Origin of the sequence: Microcoleus sp., assembly GCF_041354475.1 — a bacterium.
Lineage (GTDB): Bacteria > Cyanobacteriota > Cyanobacteriia > Cyanobacteriales > Microcoleaceae > Microcoleus.
The window spans coordinates 1-14,932 of sequence record NZ_JBGJZU010000006.1 but is presented as its reverse complement, the minus strand read 5'-3'; the positions used below and the strand labels follow the sequence as shown (position 1 = coordinate 14,932).

At 45.8% G+C, this 14,932-nt stretch carries 12 protein-coding genes and 1 pseudogene; 6 read left to right on the top strand and 7 right to left on the bottom strand.

Annotated features, from left to right (window positions below; all coding sequences use genetic code 11):
• Positions 1–49 precede the first annotated feature (49 nt).
• Positions 50–970, bottom strand: coding sequence for a ribokinase (gene rbsK / locus ACBR23_RS03600; RefSeq protein ID WP_371118487.1), 921 nt, complete (start codon positions 968–970; stop codon positions 50–52).
• Between the two features lie 153 nt (positions 971–1,123).
• Between rbsK and nblR the strand changes: the two genes are divergently transcribed.
• Positions 1,124–1,819, top strand: coding sequence for a response regulator transcription factor NblR (nblR, locus tag ACBR23_RS03595; RefSeq protein ID WP_340519303.1), 696 nt, complete (start codon positions 1,124–1,126; stop codon positions 1,817–1,819).
• Positions 1,820–1,908: 89 nt separating this feature from the next.
• On the opposite strand, the gene ACBR23_RS03590 is transcribed toward nblR, so the two are convergent.
• Positions 1,909–2,835 carry a TIGR01777 family oxidoreductase gene (locus ACBR23_RS03590; RefSeq protein WP_371115546.1) on the bottom strand — a complete coding sequence of 309 codons (927 nt, stop codon included), beginning with the start codon at positions 2,833–2,835 and terminating at the stop codon, positions 1,909–1,911.
• A gap of 132 nt (positions 2,836–2,967) precedes the next feature.
• Here ACBR23_RS03590 and ACBR23_RS03585 point away from each other — a divergent pair, with 132 nt between their 5' ends.
• Positions 2,968–4,614 (top strand): DUF3352 domain-containing protein, encoded by a 1,647-nt coding sequence (locus ACBR23_RS03585; RefSeq protein WP_371118486.1) that lies wholly within the window; start codon positions 2,968–2,970, stop codon positions 4,612–4,614.
• A gap of 265 nt (positions 4,615–4,879) precedes the next feature.
• Positions 4,880–5,773: a prolipoprotein diacylglyceryl transferase gene (gene lgt, locus ACBR23_RS03580; protein WP_341738767.1), complete on the top strand. Its 894-nt coding sequence runs from the start codon at positions 4,880–4,882 to the stop codon at positions 5,771–5,773.
• An 83-nt stretch (positions 5,774–5,856) separates the two neighbouring features.
• On the opposite strand, the pseudogene ACBR23_RS03575 reads toward lgt (ACBR23_RS03580), so the two are convergent.
• A pseudogene (locus tag ACBR23_RS03575) lies at positions 5,857–6,276 on the bottom strand (23S rRNA (adenine(2503)-C(2))-methyltransferase RlmN); the annotation flags it as partial.
• Positions 6,277–6,395: 119 nt separating this feature from the next.
• Positions 6,396–7,454, bottom strand: coding sequence for an acyltransferase family protein (locus ACBR23_RS03570; protein ID WP_371115544.1), 1,059 nt, complete (start codon positions 7,452–7,454; stop codon positions 6,396–6,398).
• A gap of 391 nt (positions 7,455–7,845) precedes the next feature.
• On the opposite strand from ACBR23_RS03570, the gene lgt (ACBR23_RS03565) reads away from it, so the two are divergent.
• Both lgt (ACBR23_RS03565) and cobM read left to right on the top strand, forming a co-directional pair.
• On the top strand, positions 7,846–8,739 hold the full coding sequence (lgt, locus tag ACBR23_RS03565; protein ID WP_371115543.1) for a prolipoprotein diacylglyceryl transferase: 894 nt from the start codon (positions 7,846–7,848) through the stop codon (positions 8,737–8,739).
• A 156-nt stretch (positions 8,740–8,895) separates the two neighbouring features.
• The gene (cobM, locus tag ACBR23_RS03560; RefSeq protein ID WP_371115542.1) at positions 8,896–9,666 is read left to right on the top strand and encodes a precorrin-4 C(11)-methyltransferase; all 771 of its coding nucleotides are present in this window, start codon (positions 8,896–8,898) and stop codon (positions 9,664–9,666) included.
• Between the two features lie 226 nt (positions 9,667–9,892).
• Here cobM and ACBR23_RS03555 read toward each other — a convergent pair whose 3' ends face one another.
• From ACBR23_RS03555 to ACBR23_RS03545, 3 genes are all read right to left on the bottom strand, one after another.
• Positions 9,893–10,129: a 2Fe-2S iron-sulfur cluster binding domain-containing protein gene (locus ACBR23_RS03555; protein WP_341738769.1), complete on the bottom strand. Its 237-nt coding sequence runs from the start codon at positions 10,127–10,129 to the stop codon at positions 9,893–9,895.
• Positions 10,130–10,358: 229 nt separating this feature from the next.
• Positions 10,359–11,825 carry a cobyric acid synthase CobQ gene (cobQ, locus tag ACBR23_RS03550; protein WP_371115541.1) on the bottom strand — a complete coding sequence of 489 codons (1,467 nt, stop codon included), beginning with the start codon at positions 11,823–11,825 and terminating at the stop codon, positions 10,359–10,361.
• Between the two features lie 380 nt (positions 11,826–12,205).
• On the bottom strand, positions 12,206–13,579 hold the full coding sequence (locus tag ACBR23_RS03545) for a Ycf66 family protein (protein WP_371118485.1): 1,374 nt from the start codon (positions 13,577–13,579) through the stop codon (positions 12,206–12,208).
• A 633-nt stretch (positions 13,580–14,212) separates the two neighbouring features.
• On the opposite strand from ACBR23_RS03545, the gene ACBR23_RS03540 reads away from it, so the two are divergent.
• A complete protein-coding gene (locus ACBR23_RS03540) occupies positions 14,213–14,653 on the top strand; it encodes a hypothetical protein (RefSeq protein WP_341738772.1) in 441 nt (146 codons plus the stop codon).
• Positions 14,654–14,932 lie beyond the last annotated feature (279 nt).

Below are 14,932 nucleotides of genomic sequence, written 5' to 3'. Positions count from 1 at the left end.
CTCTGTGTTCTAGTCAGGTTAAATCATTCCGATACAACCGGGATTGATCTTATAGAGAAACATCAAGAAAAGCATCAAAAGTTGCCCGATCGCACATAGCAACTTGAGCACCCATTTTAGTGACGCACAAAGCGCCCGCAGCCGCCCCCCAAACCACCGCCTCCTCCAAGGACAAACCAGCATCTAAGGCGGCCGCAAAACCGCCGTTAAAAGCATCACCAGCACCCACAGTATCGATCGCCTGCACCGCAAAAGCCGGGACAAACAAAGTCCGATCGGCAGTCACAGCAACCACACCGCGATCGCCCAATTTGACGATCGCATTCTTCACACCCCGCTCCTGCAATTTTTTGGCCGCTTTAATCGCAGTTTCTGTATCATGCACCGCAAAGCCGACTAATTGACTAGCCTCCACTTCATTGGGCGCGATCGTATCAATTAGCGGATAAAGCTCTAGTGGCAAATCGGAACGAGCCGGAGCCGGATCTAGAATCACTCGCACCCCCGCTTCACAAGCAATCAAAGCAGCCCTGTGGACAACTTCCAGGGGAATTTCTAACTGCAACAACAAGCTTGTAGCACCGGGTAACAGTTTTTGGAGACGTTCGATATCGGCATCACCAAGATGATTATTCGCGCCCGGAATCACAATAATATTATTTTGACCGCCATCGTCTACGGCGATAATTGCTACACCTGAATGAGAGTTTTGGTCGATCGATATATTGTCTGTATTTAAACCAAAAGATTGTAAATTTGTCAACAATTCTTCCCCAAAATTATCATTGCCGACGCGCCCAATCATGTGAGTAGAAACGCCAAGACGGGCGGCCGCCACCGCTTGATTGGCTCCTTTGCCACCGCCGGTCGTCAAGAAATTGCTACCAATAATAGTTTCCCCTGGTACTGGCAACCGAGGGGTTTTAGCCACCAGGTCGAGATTGATACTTCCAAATACGATGATGCTCATAGGGGATGGGGGATGGGGGATAGGGAATGGGGCGATCGGGCATGGGGACGAACAACTAACTAATAACTAATAACAAATTAACTAATAACTAATAACTAATAACAAATAACAAATAACGTGTTACAACAGGTATGATCTACATCGGTCAATTCAATGGCTGCACTCACTCTCGATCGCAATCCCTGTGTCCTGCTGGTGGAAACCGACGAAGTTCTCGCCGGACACTTGAGTCTGGACTTGAAATCCTCTGGCTACGAACCGATAGTGGCTTCTAACATCGCCACGGGGAAACTTTTAGCCCAGGAATTGCACCCAGCTTTGATTGTGATTGACAGGATGTTAGGCCCTGAGTCGGGACTATCCCTATGTTCTCACATCAGGAGTGGGGGGAGTCGAGTGCCGGTGTTGCTGTTGATCGGGCGTGATACAGTGGACGATCGGGTGGCTTGTCTGGAAGCTGGCGCTGATGATTATTTTCTTAAACCTTACCGCACCGAGGAGTTTTTGCAGTTGGTGCGGTTGTATTTGCAGCCGGATACTACCAGCAACAACCAATTGAGGTTTGGGGATTTAGTCTTGGATTTGGCTAGTCGGCGCGCCTTACGCAACGATCGCGCGATCGACCTGACTATGAAGGAATATGAACTGTTAAAGTATTTGATGGAACATCCCCGCGAGGTGTTGACTCGCGAACAAATTCTGGAAAATGTTTGGGGTTACGATTTTCTGGGTGAATCAAACGTAATTGAGGTTTATATTCGCTATTTGCGGCTCAAGATTGAAGATGAGGGTGAAAAGCGGTTGATTCAGACGGTACGTGGTGTGGGCTATGTGATGCGGGAATCTTGAAAAAGTTTGAGGGAAGCAGAATTGCAGGTAGTGGAAAGTAGAGAAACCGGGTTGATTTTGCCAAACCCGGTTGGGGCTACCTACCAGCCTTAAAAATGCTTGACAATCTCTTCTATGGCCGATCGCAACTGGGGATATTCATACTGAAAACCACTAAGTAAAGTGCGTTTCGGCAACACTTGTTGACCTTCCAAAACAACTTTTGCCCCATCTCCCAACAGCAATTCTAAAGCAAAACTTGGCACCGGCAACCAAGAAGGTCGCTGCAAAACTTCTCCTAAAGTTTCGCACAATTCATTCATCCGCACTGGATGGGGTGCTGTTGCATTCAACACACCTTCAACTTGGGGATTTTGCAAAGCATACAAAATTAAATTCACCACATCATCCCGGTGAATCCAAGAAAACCACTGTTTCCCAGTGCCAATGGGCCCGCCAGCAAATAATCTAAAAGCAGGTAGCATTTTTGCCAGAGCACCTCCCATTCCCAAGACGATTCCCAGGCGCAAAATTACTAAGCGGGTTCCGGTATTTTTCACTTTTTCGGCTGCACTTTCCCACTCTTTGCAAACCGCAGCTAAAAAATCATCTCCCCCAGGGCTATTTTCCTCAAACTCAGCGGTTTCGCTAGTGCCGTAATAGCCGATCGCCGATGCACTCACCAACACAGATGGTTTAGGATTAGCATTGGCGATCGCCTCGACCAATTTTGCCGTTGTTAATTTGCGACTATCAAGAATTGCTTGTTGGCGCGCCGCCGTCCACCGTTCCTCAGCAATCGGAACTCCCGCTAAATTTACCACACCATCGCAGCCCCCGATCGAATGCTGCCAATCACCAGACTCGGCCGGAGAGTAACCGACAATTTCCAAATTCGGATAAGCTGAAGCGGGAAAAATTCGCCGAGCTCGCTCCGAGTCGCGGGCTAAAACCAGTATGCTATGTCCTTCCGAATGTAGCCTTTCTACCAAAGGGCTACCTACAAATCCCGTTGCTCCCGCGATCGCTACTTTCATCTTTTACCCGCAATTCACATTTTTAGTATTTTAGACCATCGTCCAAACAGTCTTAGATTATACAAAACTAGAGAACCAGGTCGATCGCCTCACCACAAGCCAAAGCTTGTTTTTTCGCTAAACTGATAATGAATGCAAGGATCGCAAACAATGCCTGGAAAACAACCAAAGCTTCTAATTGCTGCCACCATCATCGCAGCAGGTAGCGCCGCGGTCTACTTTTACTTCAAGGGTTTGACTGAACAAGTATCCAACCCTCTCGAAAGTGCCAAAGTCGTACCGGAAAAAGCAATCATGGCCGCGTTCATCTCCCCCAATCCCCAAGCGCTGTCACAGTTGGAGCGATTTGGCACCCCAGGGGCTCAAAAATTAATCGGCCAGGGTTTGAAGACTTTTCAAGAACAAAGCTTAGCAGGCACTGAAATTGACTATGACAAGGACTTAAAGCCTTGGCTGGGCGGCGTGATGGTGGCTTTACTCCCCCCTGATGGCGAGGCGAAGACTGAGCCTCCCAAACTGCTGCTAGTTGTCAGCGTCAAAAATAAAATTAGTGCTTGGAATTTTGCCAATAAATTAAAATCTCAGCAAGGTGCAAAAACTCAGGAAAGCGAATATCAAGGGGTAAAAATTTCTGAGATTACAGAACCAACAGGAAAGGGCTACAGCGTGGCTTTGCTTGACGATAAATTAGTTATAGCTCCGTTGAAAAAGCCTGTGCAATTGGCGATCGATACTTTTAAAGGACAGCCTTCCCTCGCCACTAAGCAGAGTGCAACTAAGTTTTTGTCTGACAGTGCAGGGGTAGAAAATCCGATCGCCACTGTTTATATTGCTGACTACCAGGCTGCAATGCAGCAATTTCAAGCTAATTTGCCACCGAATGTTAAGTTACCTTCCACACTGTTTTCCCAGTTCCAGCAAGTCAAGTCAATGGTTGCAGGAATTGGGGTAGACAGTGCGGGGTTGAGGGTAAAAACTATTGCTCAGTTAGACCCCAATTTTCCTGGGCAAAAGCCCCAAGCTGCCTCGAAATTGTTGCCGAGATTTCCTGGTGAAACTATCGCTGTAGTTGGCGGCCAGGACATCGCTAAAATCTGGTCTCAAGCTACCGCAGATGCCAAAGATATCCCCGAAGTTGACCGGGGAATTCAGCAAGTGAGGGATAGTTTTAAGCGGTTGAATTTGGATGCGGATCGAGATGTTTTTGGGTGGATGAATGGGGAATTTGCGATCGGGGCGATCGGTTCCAATCAAGGCATTTTGTCTCAGTTGGGGATGGGGGCTGTGATGATTTTTGAAACGAGCGATCGCCCCGCAGCCGAAACCATGCTTACCAAATTAGATGCGATCGCCAAAAGCAATCCCAGTGTCAGCGTCGCCCCCAGACAACTTCAGGGTAAGGAGGTGACGGAATGGAAAATACCCCAGCAAGGAACTTTATTCGGGCACGGCTGGCTGAATCAAAATACCATGTTTGTCGCTTTCGGCGGGCCTTTAGTTGAGGCGATCGCCTCACCACCGCCACAGCCTTTAAGCACCAGTCCGAGTTTTCAGGCGATCTCGACTTCTGTGTCCCCAGGCGATCGGGGTTACTTTTATTTGGACATGGACAAAACCATGTCCTGGGCTAACCAATATTTGCTCAAAGCAGCACCAACTTTGATTTCACCGCCCACCGCCGAAGTGCTTAATTCTCTGCGAGGAGTTAGCGTTGTCACCAGCGCCCCAGAACCGTCCATTACTCAATTGGAAATGCTGTTTTCTTTCAAATCTAATTAGCACTTTTAACCTGATTCCTGGGCGAAACCTCCATTTTTCAATTACACAGATGTTGAGTTTTGTCAACCCTCTGTTAACCAAGATGATTATGGGCAGTCACAAACACAACTCTAGACAAAAATCTGCCAAGTCAAAAATTAAGTTGATTTTGTGGTAAGTTTGCCAAAAATTGCATCTAAATGACCGCAGCCACCTAAAATAAACTTTGTAGTTTGTTCAAGGGTGTGCAATCTGACTGCTTTCCAACAAAATTAATGCAACTTTCATGGTGCTAAAAATTCTCCTGCTGCCCCTAGGGTTTCAATTTACATCCCCAGGCCCGATCGTCTTTGAATTCGGCCCCCTAGCTGTCCGGTGGTACGGCTTGTTGATTGCTTCTGCTGTTTTGATTGGGGTGAGTCTATCCCAATACTTAGCGGCCAAGCGTCGCGTCAACCCTGACTTGCTGGGCGACTTGGCAATTTGGCTAGTTGTGGGCGCTATTCCTTGTGCCCGAATTTATTACGTTGCTTTCGAGTGGCACCAGTATGCCCAGCGCCCGGAGGATATTATTGCGATTTGGAAAGGGGGAATTGCTATTCATGGGGCGATTTTGGGCGGCACGATAGCCGCTTTAATTTTTGCCAAAATTCAGCAAGTTTCTTTTTGGAAATTGGCAGATTTAGTTGCCCCTTCGGCAATTCTTGGTCAAGGGATTGGACGCTGGGGAAATTTCTTTAACTCAGAAGCCTTTGGCCGTCCTACAGATTTACCTTGGAAACTGTATATTCCTCTAGAACATCGACCACAGGAATACGCGAATTTTGAATATTTTCATCCCACATTTCTCTACGAATCTCTGTGGAATTTGACAGTATTTGGGTTGCTACTGACTTTGTTTTTCCGTGATTTGCAGGGTAAGATTCGCTTGAAAATCGGTAGTTTATTTTTGGTTTATTTGACCGCTTACAGTTCTGGTAGAGTCTGGATTGAAGGGTTGCGAACTGACAGTTTGATGTTTGGGCCGCTGCGGACAGCACAGATGGTAAGCTTGACTGGGATTGTTTTAGGTTTGGGCGGGTTGGCTTGGCTTTATTATTTCGATCGCGCTTTGCCTGATGTTGTTTCCCCTAAATGCGATCGGGCAGAACTCCCTCAGCAGTCTCCTGAAGATCAATAAAAAACCCCAGAGATTAATCTCTAGGGTTCAAACCAGGGTGCATCTACCATCCCTTTGTTCTAGCCGAAAGAGGTGCATCAGGAAACTTGGGCTGAGACGCACACAGTCAGCCGTTTTTCGGTGGGAATGCCGACTGTTTCTATGATTTGACCGTCGGCCAATTTTAAGAGATACTTGACGGTGGAGTCTGGTGCGACCGATCGATAGTGAATAGTCGATCGCCCGATCGGAATATCCGCAACAGTCTCGCGCCACTGTTTCGAGAATACAGAAATCTCAGACAGCGATCGTGCGCCTCTCTCATAAATCCATTGGTACAACTGCTTTCCACGATAAGCAGGTTGCCCATGTTGCTGCACCCACTCCGTTAACTCAGCCAAACTCGCCCCCAACAGAGGTGGAATTTTACCAGACTCAACAGCAAAAATACCAGTCTTGCCAGACTGATTCGCACCCTTGGAATTACCAGAAGAGTACACCTGAGAAACGGAAGTAGGAGACATAGGTCATCAAAAAATTTAAAGCCACCCTCTATCTTAAAACTTTTCGACCAAAGCTGCCGACCATCTGGTGCGAAGTTGGCCACAATGGACTTGATCAATATTTTCTGCCAATTAATTCGTCAGGATGAAAATTGCTTGCGTAGCTTGGCGAATGGCAGATCTATATATGTATACATTGCATAGGCTAATACAAAGGAAATCAGGAGACTCATCGCTCCCTGCAAAGCCATAGGCATTTTAGGTAAATAAAGATAAACAAGTTGAAGCACAGTATCGTGTACTAGATAAAGCGAGTATGAAAGCAAACCAATAAACCGCATCCAACTCCAATTGAGAATTTGAAATACTCCCCAATCTGGAAAACGGATAGCAGCAATAAAAACAGAATATAGTCCAATACCTTGAATAGTGTAACGCAATGTATACCGAAACTCAGGATAACGACAGATAAACGAGAACATAAGTAAACTGATTCCTGCTGGTAGTAAGAAATACTTCCACAGTCGGTCCGAACCATAGTGAACATCTAATACTGGGTTGCCATAGACCGCTAATGCACAGCCAAACAGTATGCTATCTATTCGGGTATCTGATAAATGCAAGATACGAGCTTCCGTTGCTCCCATCCCAAACACTAGAACACATCTCCAAATTAGAATCACCAAGCAAAGTCCCAAAAAAATCAACATTTGCCTTTGGCGACTCACACGCATTTTGAGTAAAGTCATGTATAGAAAAGGGAAAACAAGGTAGAAGTGTTCCTCAACCGCCAGAGACCAATAGGCACCACTACCAGGAGCTACTCCATAGGCACCAAAAAAAGTTTCATAATAATTATAATAATGTAGAATCTGACTCACCAAAGCTGATAGTCTGATGGGTTCTTTAAATACACCTATTAATGTCAAGGTAGTTCCTAGGAATAAGGCTAGATAGAACCCAGGCCAAATTCGCAGAATGCGTCGCAAATAAAAATGTTTTAAATCAATGAACTGATTTTGTTCATATTCACGTCTCAGCAAAGTTGTGATCAAATATCCACTTAAAAAGAAAAAGACTGTTACACCAAAGGCTCCAGGGATAATATGATTCAGCCCTGCATGAGATAAAAAGACAATCAGAAAAGCAATAGTCCTAATGCCGTCCAAGGAAGGGATGTAAAATTTGGATGGTGTCATGATAAATCTTTTGCGAAGGAATTGACCTTTTTTTGATAAGTGCATATTACATCAAATAGTTTTTGTATGTCCAGTCCCACTTACTCTTACTTATAGTCCTCGACGCATTTCAAGCTAATTACGTTTCACCGAACGGGTGACAAGCTAGCTGAAAGTCATAGAGGAAATAGCTTTGGGGGATATCGCCTCTTTAAAAATTTGTTGGCTGCGATCGCACCTAACAAGTTATGGTCAATAAACCTGTCAATAACCGAAAGGCCCACAAAGTTGATTTTTGGCTAAATTTGCCAAAAATTGCGTCTAAATGACCACAGCCACCTAAAATAAACTCTGTAGTTTGTTCAAGGGTATGTACATTTAACTGCTTTCCACAAAAATTAATGCAAATTTCATGGTGCTAAATATTCTCAGGCTGCCGATCGGGTTTCAATTTACATCCCCCGGCCCGATTATCTTTCAACTAGGCCCTCTAGCGGTTCGCTGGTACGGTTTGTTGATTGCTTCTGCCGTCTTGATTGGGGTCAGTCTTTCCCAATATTTAGCCGCCAAGCGTCGCGTCAACCCTGACTTGCTTGGCGATTTGGCAATTTGGTTAGTTGTGGGCGCTATTCCTTGTGCCCGAATTTATTACGTTGCTTTCGAGTGGCACCAGTATGCCCAGCGCCCGGAGGATATTATTGCGATTTGGAAAGGGGGAATTGCTATTCATGGGGCGATTTTGGGCGGCACGATAGCCGCTTTAATTTTTGCCAAAATTCAGCAAGTTTCTTTTTGGAAATTGGCAGATTTAGTTGCCCCTTCGGCAATTCTTGGTCAAGGGATTGGACGCTGGGGAAATTTCTTTAACTCAGAAGCCTTTGGCCGTCCTACAGATTTACCTTGGAAACTGTATATTCCTCTAGAACATCGACCACAGGAATACGCGAATTTTGAATATTTTCATCCCACATTTCTCTACGAATCTCTGTGGAATTTGACAGTATTTGGGTTGCTACTGACTTTGTTTTTCCGTGATTTGCAGGGTAAGATTCGCTTGAAAATCGGTAGTTTATTTTTGGTTTATTTGACCGCTTACAGTTCTGGTAGAGTCTGGATTGAAGGGTTGCGAACTGACAGTTTGATGTTTGGGCCGCTGCGGACAGCACAGATGGTAAGCTTGACTGGGATTGTTTTAGGTTTGGGCGGGTTGGCTTGGCTTTATTATTTCGATCGCGCTTTGCCTGATGTTGTTTCCCCTAAATGCGATCGGGCAGAACTCCCTCAGCAGTCTCCTGAAGATCAATAAAAAACCCCAGAGATTAATCTCTAGGGTTCAAACCAGGGTGCATCTACCATCCCTTTGTTCTAGCCGAAAGAGGTGCATCAGGAAGATCGGGTAAACTGAGCACTTTTTGTTTAAAGTTGAGTTTGACAGACCAAAATCCCCAATCCCCCATCCCCAATGCAGAGTGAATCCTTGATGCCCGGAGTGTATATTGTGGGTGCAGGCCCAGGAGACCCGGATTTATTGACTGTTAAGGCTCAAAAATTACTGGCTGTCGCCGATGCCATCTTGTTTGCTGATTCCCTAGTACCAGAGCAAATTTTGCAGGGGGTGCGCGCCGATGCTGAAATTATCCAAACTGCCGATAAGACTCTCGAAGAAATTGTACCTTTGATGGTGGAGCGAGTGCGGGACGGCAAAAGTGTCGTCCGCCTCCATTCAGGAGATCCATGTCTCTACGGGGCTGTGGGCGAACAAATGCAAGCTTTAGCCTCTGCCGGCATTCCTTTTGAGGTCATACCGGGAATTAGCGCTTTTCAACTGGCTGCTGCTAAACTAAAAATTGAGTTGACAGTGCCGGGAATTGTCCAGACAATTATTCTGACCAGAATTAGTGGTCGAACAGAAGTACCCCAACGGGAAGAATTGGCCAGTTTAGCGGCTCATCAAGCCAGTTTGTGTCTGTATTTGAGCGCCCGCCACGTCGAAGTGGCTCAAACTAAATTGATGGAACATTACCCATCTGATTTACCTGTAGCGATTTGCTATCGCCTAGGCTGGCCTGATGAAAAAGTTTTGCTGGTTCCCCTTGACAAAATGGCTGTTGTTACTCGCGAAAATAACTTGATTAGAACGACTATGTATGTGATTAGTCCGGCCTTGGGTCAAAATGTGGAAGGGCGATCGCGTCTTTATCATCCAGAGCACGATCGGCTGTTTCGTCATTAGTCATATCAAATCCGGTAACATCGGAATTATTCATCTCTCTTATCTCCCTCTGTGTTCTCTGCGTTCTCTGTGGTTAAATCATTCCGATGCAGCCGGAAACGATATCATTAGGTATTAGTCATTAGTTAGTTGGCAGTTTCCATGCCCGATGCCCAGCCCCCAAGGGGGGAGGGAATTGGGAATTGGGAATTGGGCATAGTTTCTTCCTTCTTCGTTCTTTTATTAATTACCAAACCGGGTCAACATAAAGATTAATTGTTACTTGGTCTTTTCCTGAAGGTATGCCGGAAATACAAGCACAAATTACCTCTCCGTCTTCCAGTTCCACTTCGCAAGCGTGACAAGAACCCATGAGACAGCCGGTGGGAATAGAAATTCCCGCACGTTTAGCGACATCCAGCAACAGTTCTCCCGGTTCAGCTTCAACCGTTACATTTTCTGGTAAAAAACAAATTTTTGTCATTCAAACTTCACCTCATATTTTTATGACTGTTGACTAATGTTATGGTTTATGGTTTATGGTTTATGGTTTATCAGTTATCAGTTATCAGTTATCAGCAACCCCAAGCGAGTAACAAATAACCCTTCGACTTCGCGGTTCCTGAGCGTAGCCGAAGGACCCGGCACCGCCAAGAACCAATAACAAATAACCAAGAACCAATAACCAAGAACCAATAACCAAGAACTAATAACTACCCTAAAATATGTTTGATATCTAAATGCTTTTCAACCGTATCTGCAAGACGGTCTAACAGAGCTTCCCGATGTTCCCGGTAATTAGGAATTCCTGTAGGTAGGGCTTGCAATCCTCGCTGCTGCCGCAAGTGATTTAACCAAGCCCGCCGCCAAGCTCCGTTATCAAAAATACCGTGCAAGTAAGTACCCCAAATAGATTGGAAATTATTGACCATCCCCAAACTAGCATCGTCAAACAGGGATTTAGTCAAATCTGACTCCAACATTTGGGTTATTCCTTGGTGGATTTCGTAACCTGAAACTGGTAAACCCGGTTGAGGATAATGAGAAGTTACGGTGCGCTGACGGGCTATTTTATTAGGTGCGATCGCAGTTTTCAAAGGTAACAATCCCAAGCCTTTAAATTCTCCCTTTTGTCCCTCAAGGCCTTCTCGATCGACTATACTTTCTCCCAGCATCTGAAACCCCCCACAAACTCCCATTACAGTGCCGCCAGACACTAAATATTTTTTAATGGCTTCTGCCATACCCGTTTGTCGGAGTACCTGCAAATCAGAAATTGTAGTTTTAGAACCTGGTAAAATTACTGCATCTGGATGGCCTAACTCGTCTTTGGGGCTGACATATTTGACTGTGACAGTAGTTTCCGACTCCAGGGGGTCAAAGTCGGTAAAATTAGAAATACGGGGCAAGCGGATGACAGAAATATTCAGGTCTGTGTGAGAACTGGAAGAACGTCGATCGAGTAAATCGAGAGAGTCTTCGGCAGGAAATACTTCGTCTATCCAAGGAATTACACCAACTACGGGAATGCCTGTACGTTCTTCTAGCCAAGTTAGCCCTGGATCTAAGATAGATTTTTGTCCTCGGAATTTATTAATAATGAAGCCTTTAATTAAAGCTCGTTCGTCTGGATCGAGCAATTCCAAAGTACCGATAATGTGAGCAAAAGCTCCGCCGCGGTCTATATCAACTACTAGCAAAGTCCGAGCATTCAAATGTTTAGCTACGCGCATATTTGTTAAATCCCGGTGCTTGAGATTAATCTCCGCAGGGCTGCCGGCTCCCTCGCAAACCACCATGTCAAATTGGTGACTCAACAATTCTAAAGATTCCCGAATAACTTGCCAACCTCGATCGAAATATTCTTCGTAATATTGAGTAGCTCGAATATTGGCGATCGCCCGACCCTTCATAATTAATTGAGAAGTCATATCTCCTTGGGGTTTGAGCAAAATGGGATTCATTTCTACCAAAGGTGCTACACCGGCGGCCCAAGCCTGAACTGCTTGAGCGTAGCCAATTTCTCCCCCAGCCGCAGTGACATAGGAATTCAGTGCCATATTCTGACCTTTAAAGGGAGTGACTCGCCACTGGCGGCGAGCAAAAATGCGACACAAAGCTGCAACCAGTAAAGATTTCCCTGCGTGAGAAGTTGTTCCCACTACCATAACTGCTTTCATAATATTGATTTCACCTAAATTTAATCCAAAAATTATCGAAGATTTTGTGAATGCTGAATACAAAAAGAAAAAAGTTTTTTCTAAAAAATCTGTTTTTTTACCTGGTTATGAAGGCAGAAAGCAGAATGTGACATACTCCCACATCAAATCTGAGTACAGATTATGATGTGGGCTTCTTAACAGCCCGATGAAGGGTATGTAAGATTTCCTTGATGGTACTGTTATCCATAGAACCAACTATAGAAAGATTCCCACTAGGGCGTTTTATATGGAATCCTCACCTCACACGCCTTTCATCCCACACTAACCGAGGCGGTATAGTGTGGGGATTCCCGTCTGTCTAGCTAAAAAGTTCTAATTTCTACCTTTTGGTTGGTGTTTTAGAGAGTCTTTTGGTCAGAGTCGGAAAGATTTTCCGACTTGGATTCATCGGCGGCTTTGTCAGTTTTCAGCAGATTGGGAGTTGGGGGATTGGGATGAATCAATTCCGGTGTATTTGCTGAGGCGATCGACTCTACCTGCTGTTTTATGGAATTGTCGATCGCCTCTGATAACAGTTCCACTTCCGCAGGTGTTGGCGAAACCACATCCACCACTGTAATTTCAGTAATTTGAATCGGAGAAATCACTGTTTCTTCTGAAATCAATTCTGCCATTGCTTCCACATCCAGAGGAAATGGTACTCCTGGAATTTCATCAGGGACGGTGCTGCTAGTTTCTGCCGCCACTTCTAGGGCTGCTTCGGCTAATTCAGATGCGATAATTTGGTCAAACTCCGGTGTAGAAATTGCCCCTACTTCAGATGCAAGTTGTTCGATCGACTCTGAAGGCACTTTCGGTGTTGTCACCGGAGTATTGGGTATGGACTTGGTTTTCTCAGCCCCCCGGCCCAATAAACCGCCCAGACTATTTTTGATATTGCCAAACAGACTGCTGAAACCCGCCGATTTTTTAGGGGCTTTGACAGCAGTTGATTCGGCTGCTGGGGCTGCCGTTGGGGTCGCAGACGGGGACCCTTTAGCTGCTACCCTCCACATCTCCTCAAAGTCATCGACTTCTGGCTCTTGTTTAAGGTCTGGTTGAGCCTCTGCTGTCTCCAAAGTTGGTGTGGTGGCAATTTCTGAAACTTTTGCCCCGATTGTCGTGTCGCTAGTTGGTGCTGATTCTACAGAGGCTGGCGAGGTGTCAGCCACAGGAATTGCGATCGACTCCTGTATTTCCTTAGTTGCTGGTGGTGTCGAGTCTGGAAGTGGCAACAATTCAGGGGCGATCGCACTTTCTGCCACGATTTCGGGTAATGGGGAAACCACCGCAGGTTCCTCTGTTTTTACCAGGCGATCGGCAACAGGTGCTGGCACCACATCAGATTTCGGCTTGGGCGCTCTCACAAACTTAGGTTTTTTCGTTGCTGGTTCTGGTTTTTTAGCAAACATCCCCGTCAACGCGCCACCCATACCCCCCGGCAAATTTACCGACTGAGGAATCGGCGTTTGCTGAGCAATAGGTGTAACTTGTCTGCGTAAACTCAAAGTTTCCCAGGCGAACCAGCCCAAAAGAGCCACGGCCGCCATTTGACCAAGCAGGAGAGCACCGGTAATTCGCCCCGCACAAGCCCATAAAATTAACGCATAGAAAAGTCCCACCCCACTCCAGGCAAAATCGCTTTTGCGGTGAACTTCTGGAAAAAAGAAAGCAGCCATGTAAATACTGAAGCTGCCTAGACCGACCGCCAACGCTAGAAAGTATGCAAGCATATTGTCGGCACCTCCGCTTTGTCAAATAACCTCTACGGGCTAATTCTACCTTTCAGGGGTGTCCGGTGGCAGCTTTCTCTAGGACAATTTTTGACTTCTGTGAGGGAATAGGCAAGAGGGAAGAGAGAAGAAGGGGAGGGGGTAGGAGCAGTCGCGGGGGGGAGCCCCTACCAGAGAATCAAACAGCCCTGCCCTCTCCCCCTTCGGGACTATGTGTAACTTGTGATACATATCACTGATATAGATCGATGCGATCGCACGGAAAGGTGAAAGATGTTTGTATCTTGATGGTGTAAGAGAAATGATGCCAGAGTGCATCTTAATATTGGAGGCAGTGCCATGTTGGAAAAAATGTTGTTAGCCCTCGGCTTAACCCTATCACTGCAAGTATTTGCCGGACTAAGTACGTCCCCAAAATCACCTCAAAATTACGTATTTCGCTCGAACCAAACTTTGACTCAATTCCTAAAACTTCCCCTCGTTGCATTACCGAACCGTGCCGAGAGTGAAATCTAATCCTAATTTTACTTGCCAGTGCGATCGGACTGACCAAGAGTATTTTTTTGATATTTTCCTTGATAGGTTCTATTTTCGTTGTAGAGTATAGTCACTGTTAAACCTAGGAGAGTTAAAATGGCGCTTAGCGATATTCTATTGAATGAAAATAACCGAGACAATTTTGTTGATGATTGTGTAAAGTTGATCGACGAACAAGTTGCTTCCGCGTCGGGATTGGGTGGTTTGGCTCTGAAAGCGGCTTACTCTACTGTCAAGGGGATACGAGCTGATTATTGTGCCCAAGTCGTAGATCAACTGCTGCCAGACATCTCTAGCGCACTCGATCCCATGTGGACTGAAGCAGTAACCAATGGCAACCCCGTCGAATATCTTGCCCAAAGAAAATCTCAAGTAGCTGACGAATTGCTCCAAATCAGCGACGCCAGAGTCGAAAACAGCACCAGAGCCATGGTAAAAGGAGCCTATGGCAAACTGCGCCCCTCAGCTAAGAATTACGTGGAAAAGGGAATACCTGATTTAGCCAAAATCATTGATAAATATAATAGTGCCGGCTGATAACTAAGCCAAATTCAAACAACCGAATACTCACCCCGAACCCCGATTTTTTATAAAAAATCGGGGTTCTAAGTAAATCCACTTAATTAAACGTAAAATACCCATGACCGAAAAGCTGACTGCATAAGTCTTCTTCCTGAATTTCCCTCCTAGGGGGGGCAGGGGGGGGGTTCTTCTTCCTGATTCCTGATTCCTGAATTTCCCCCCTAGGGGGGGGCAGGGGGGGTTCTTCTTCCTGATTCCTGATTCCTGAATTTCCCCCCTAGGGGGGGGCAGGGG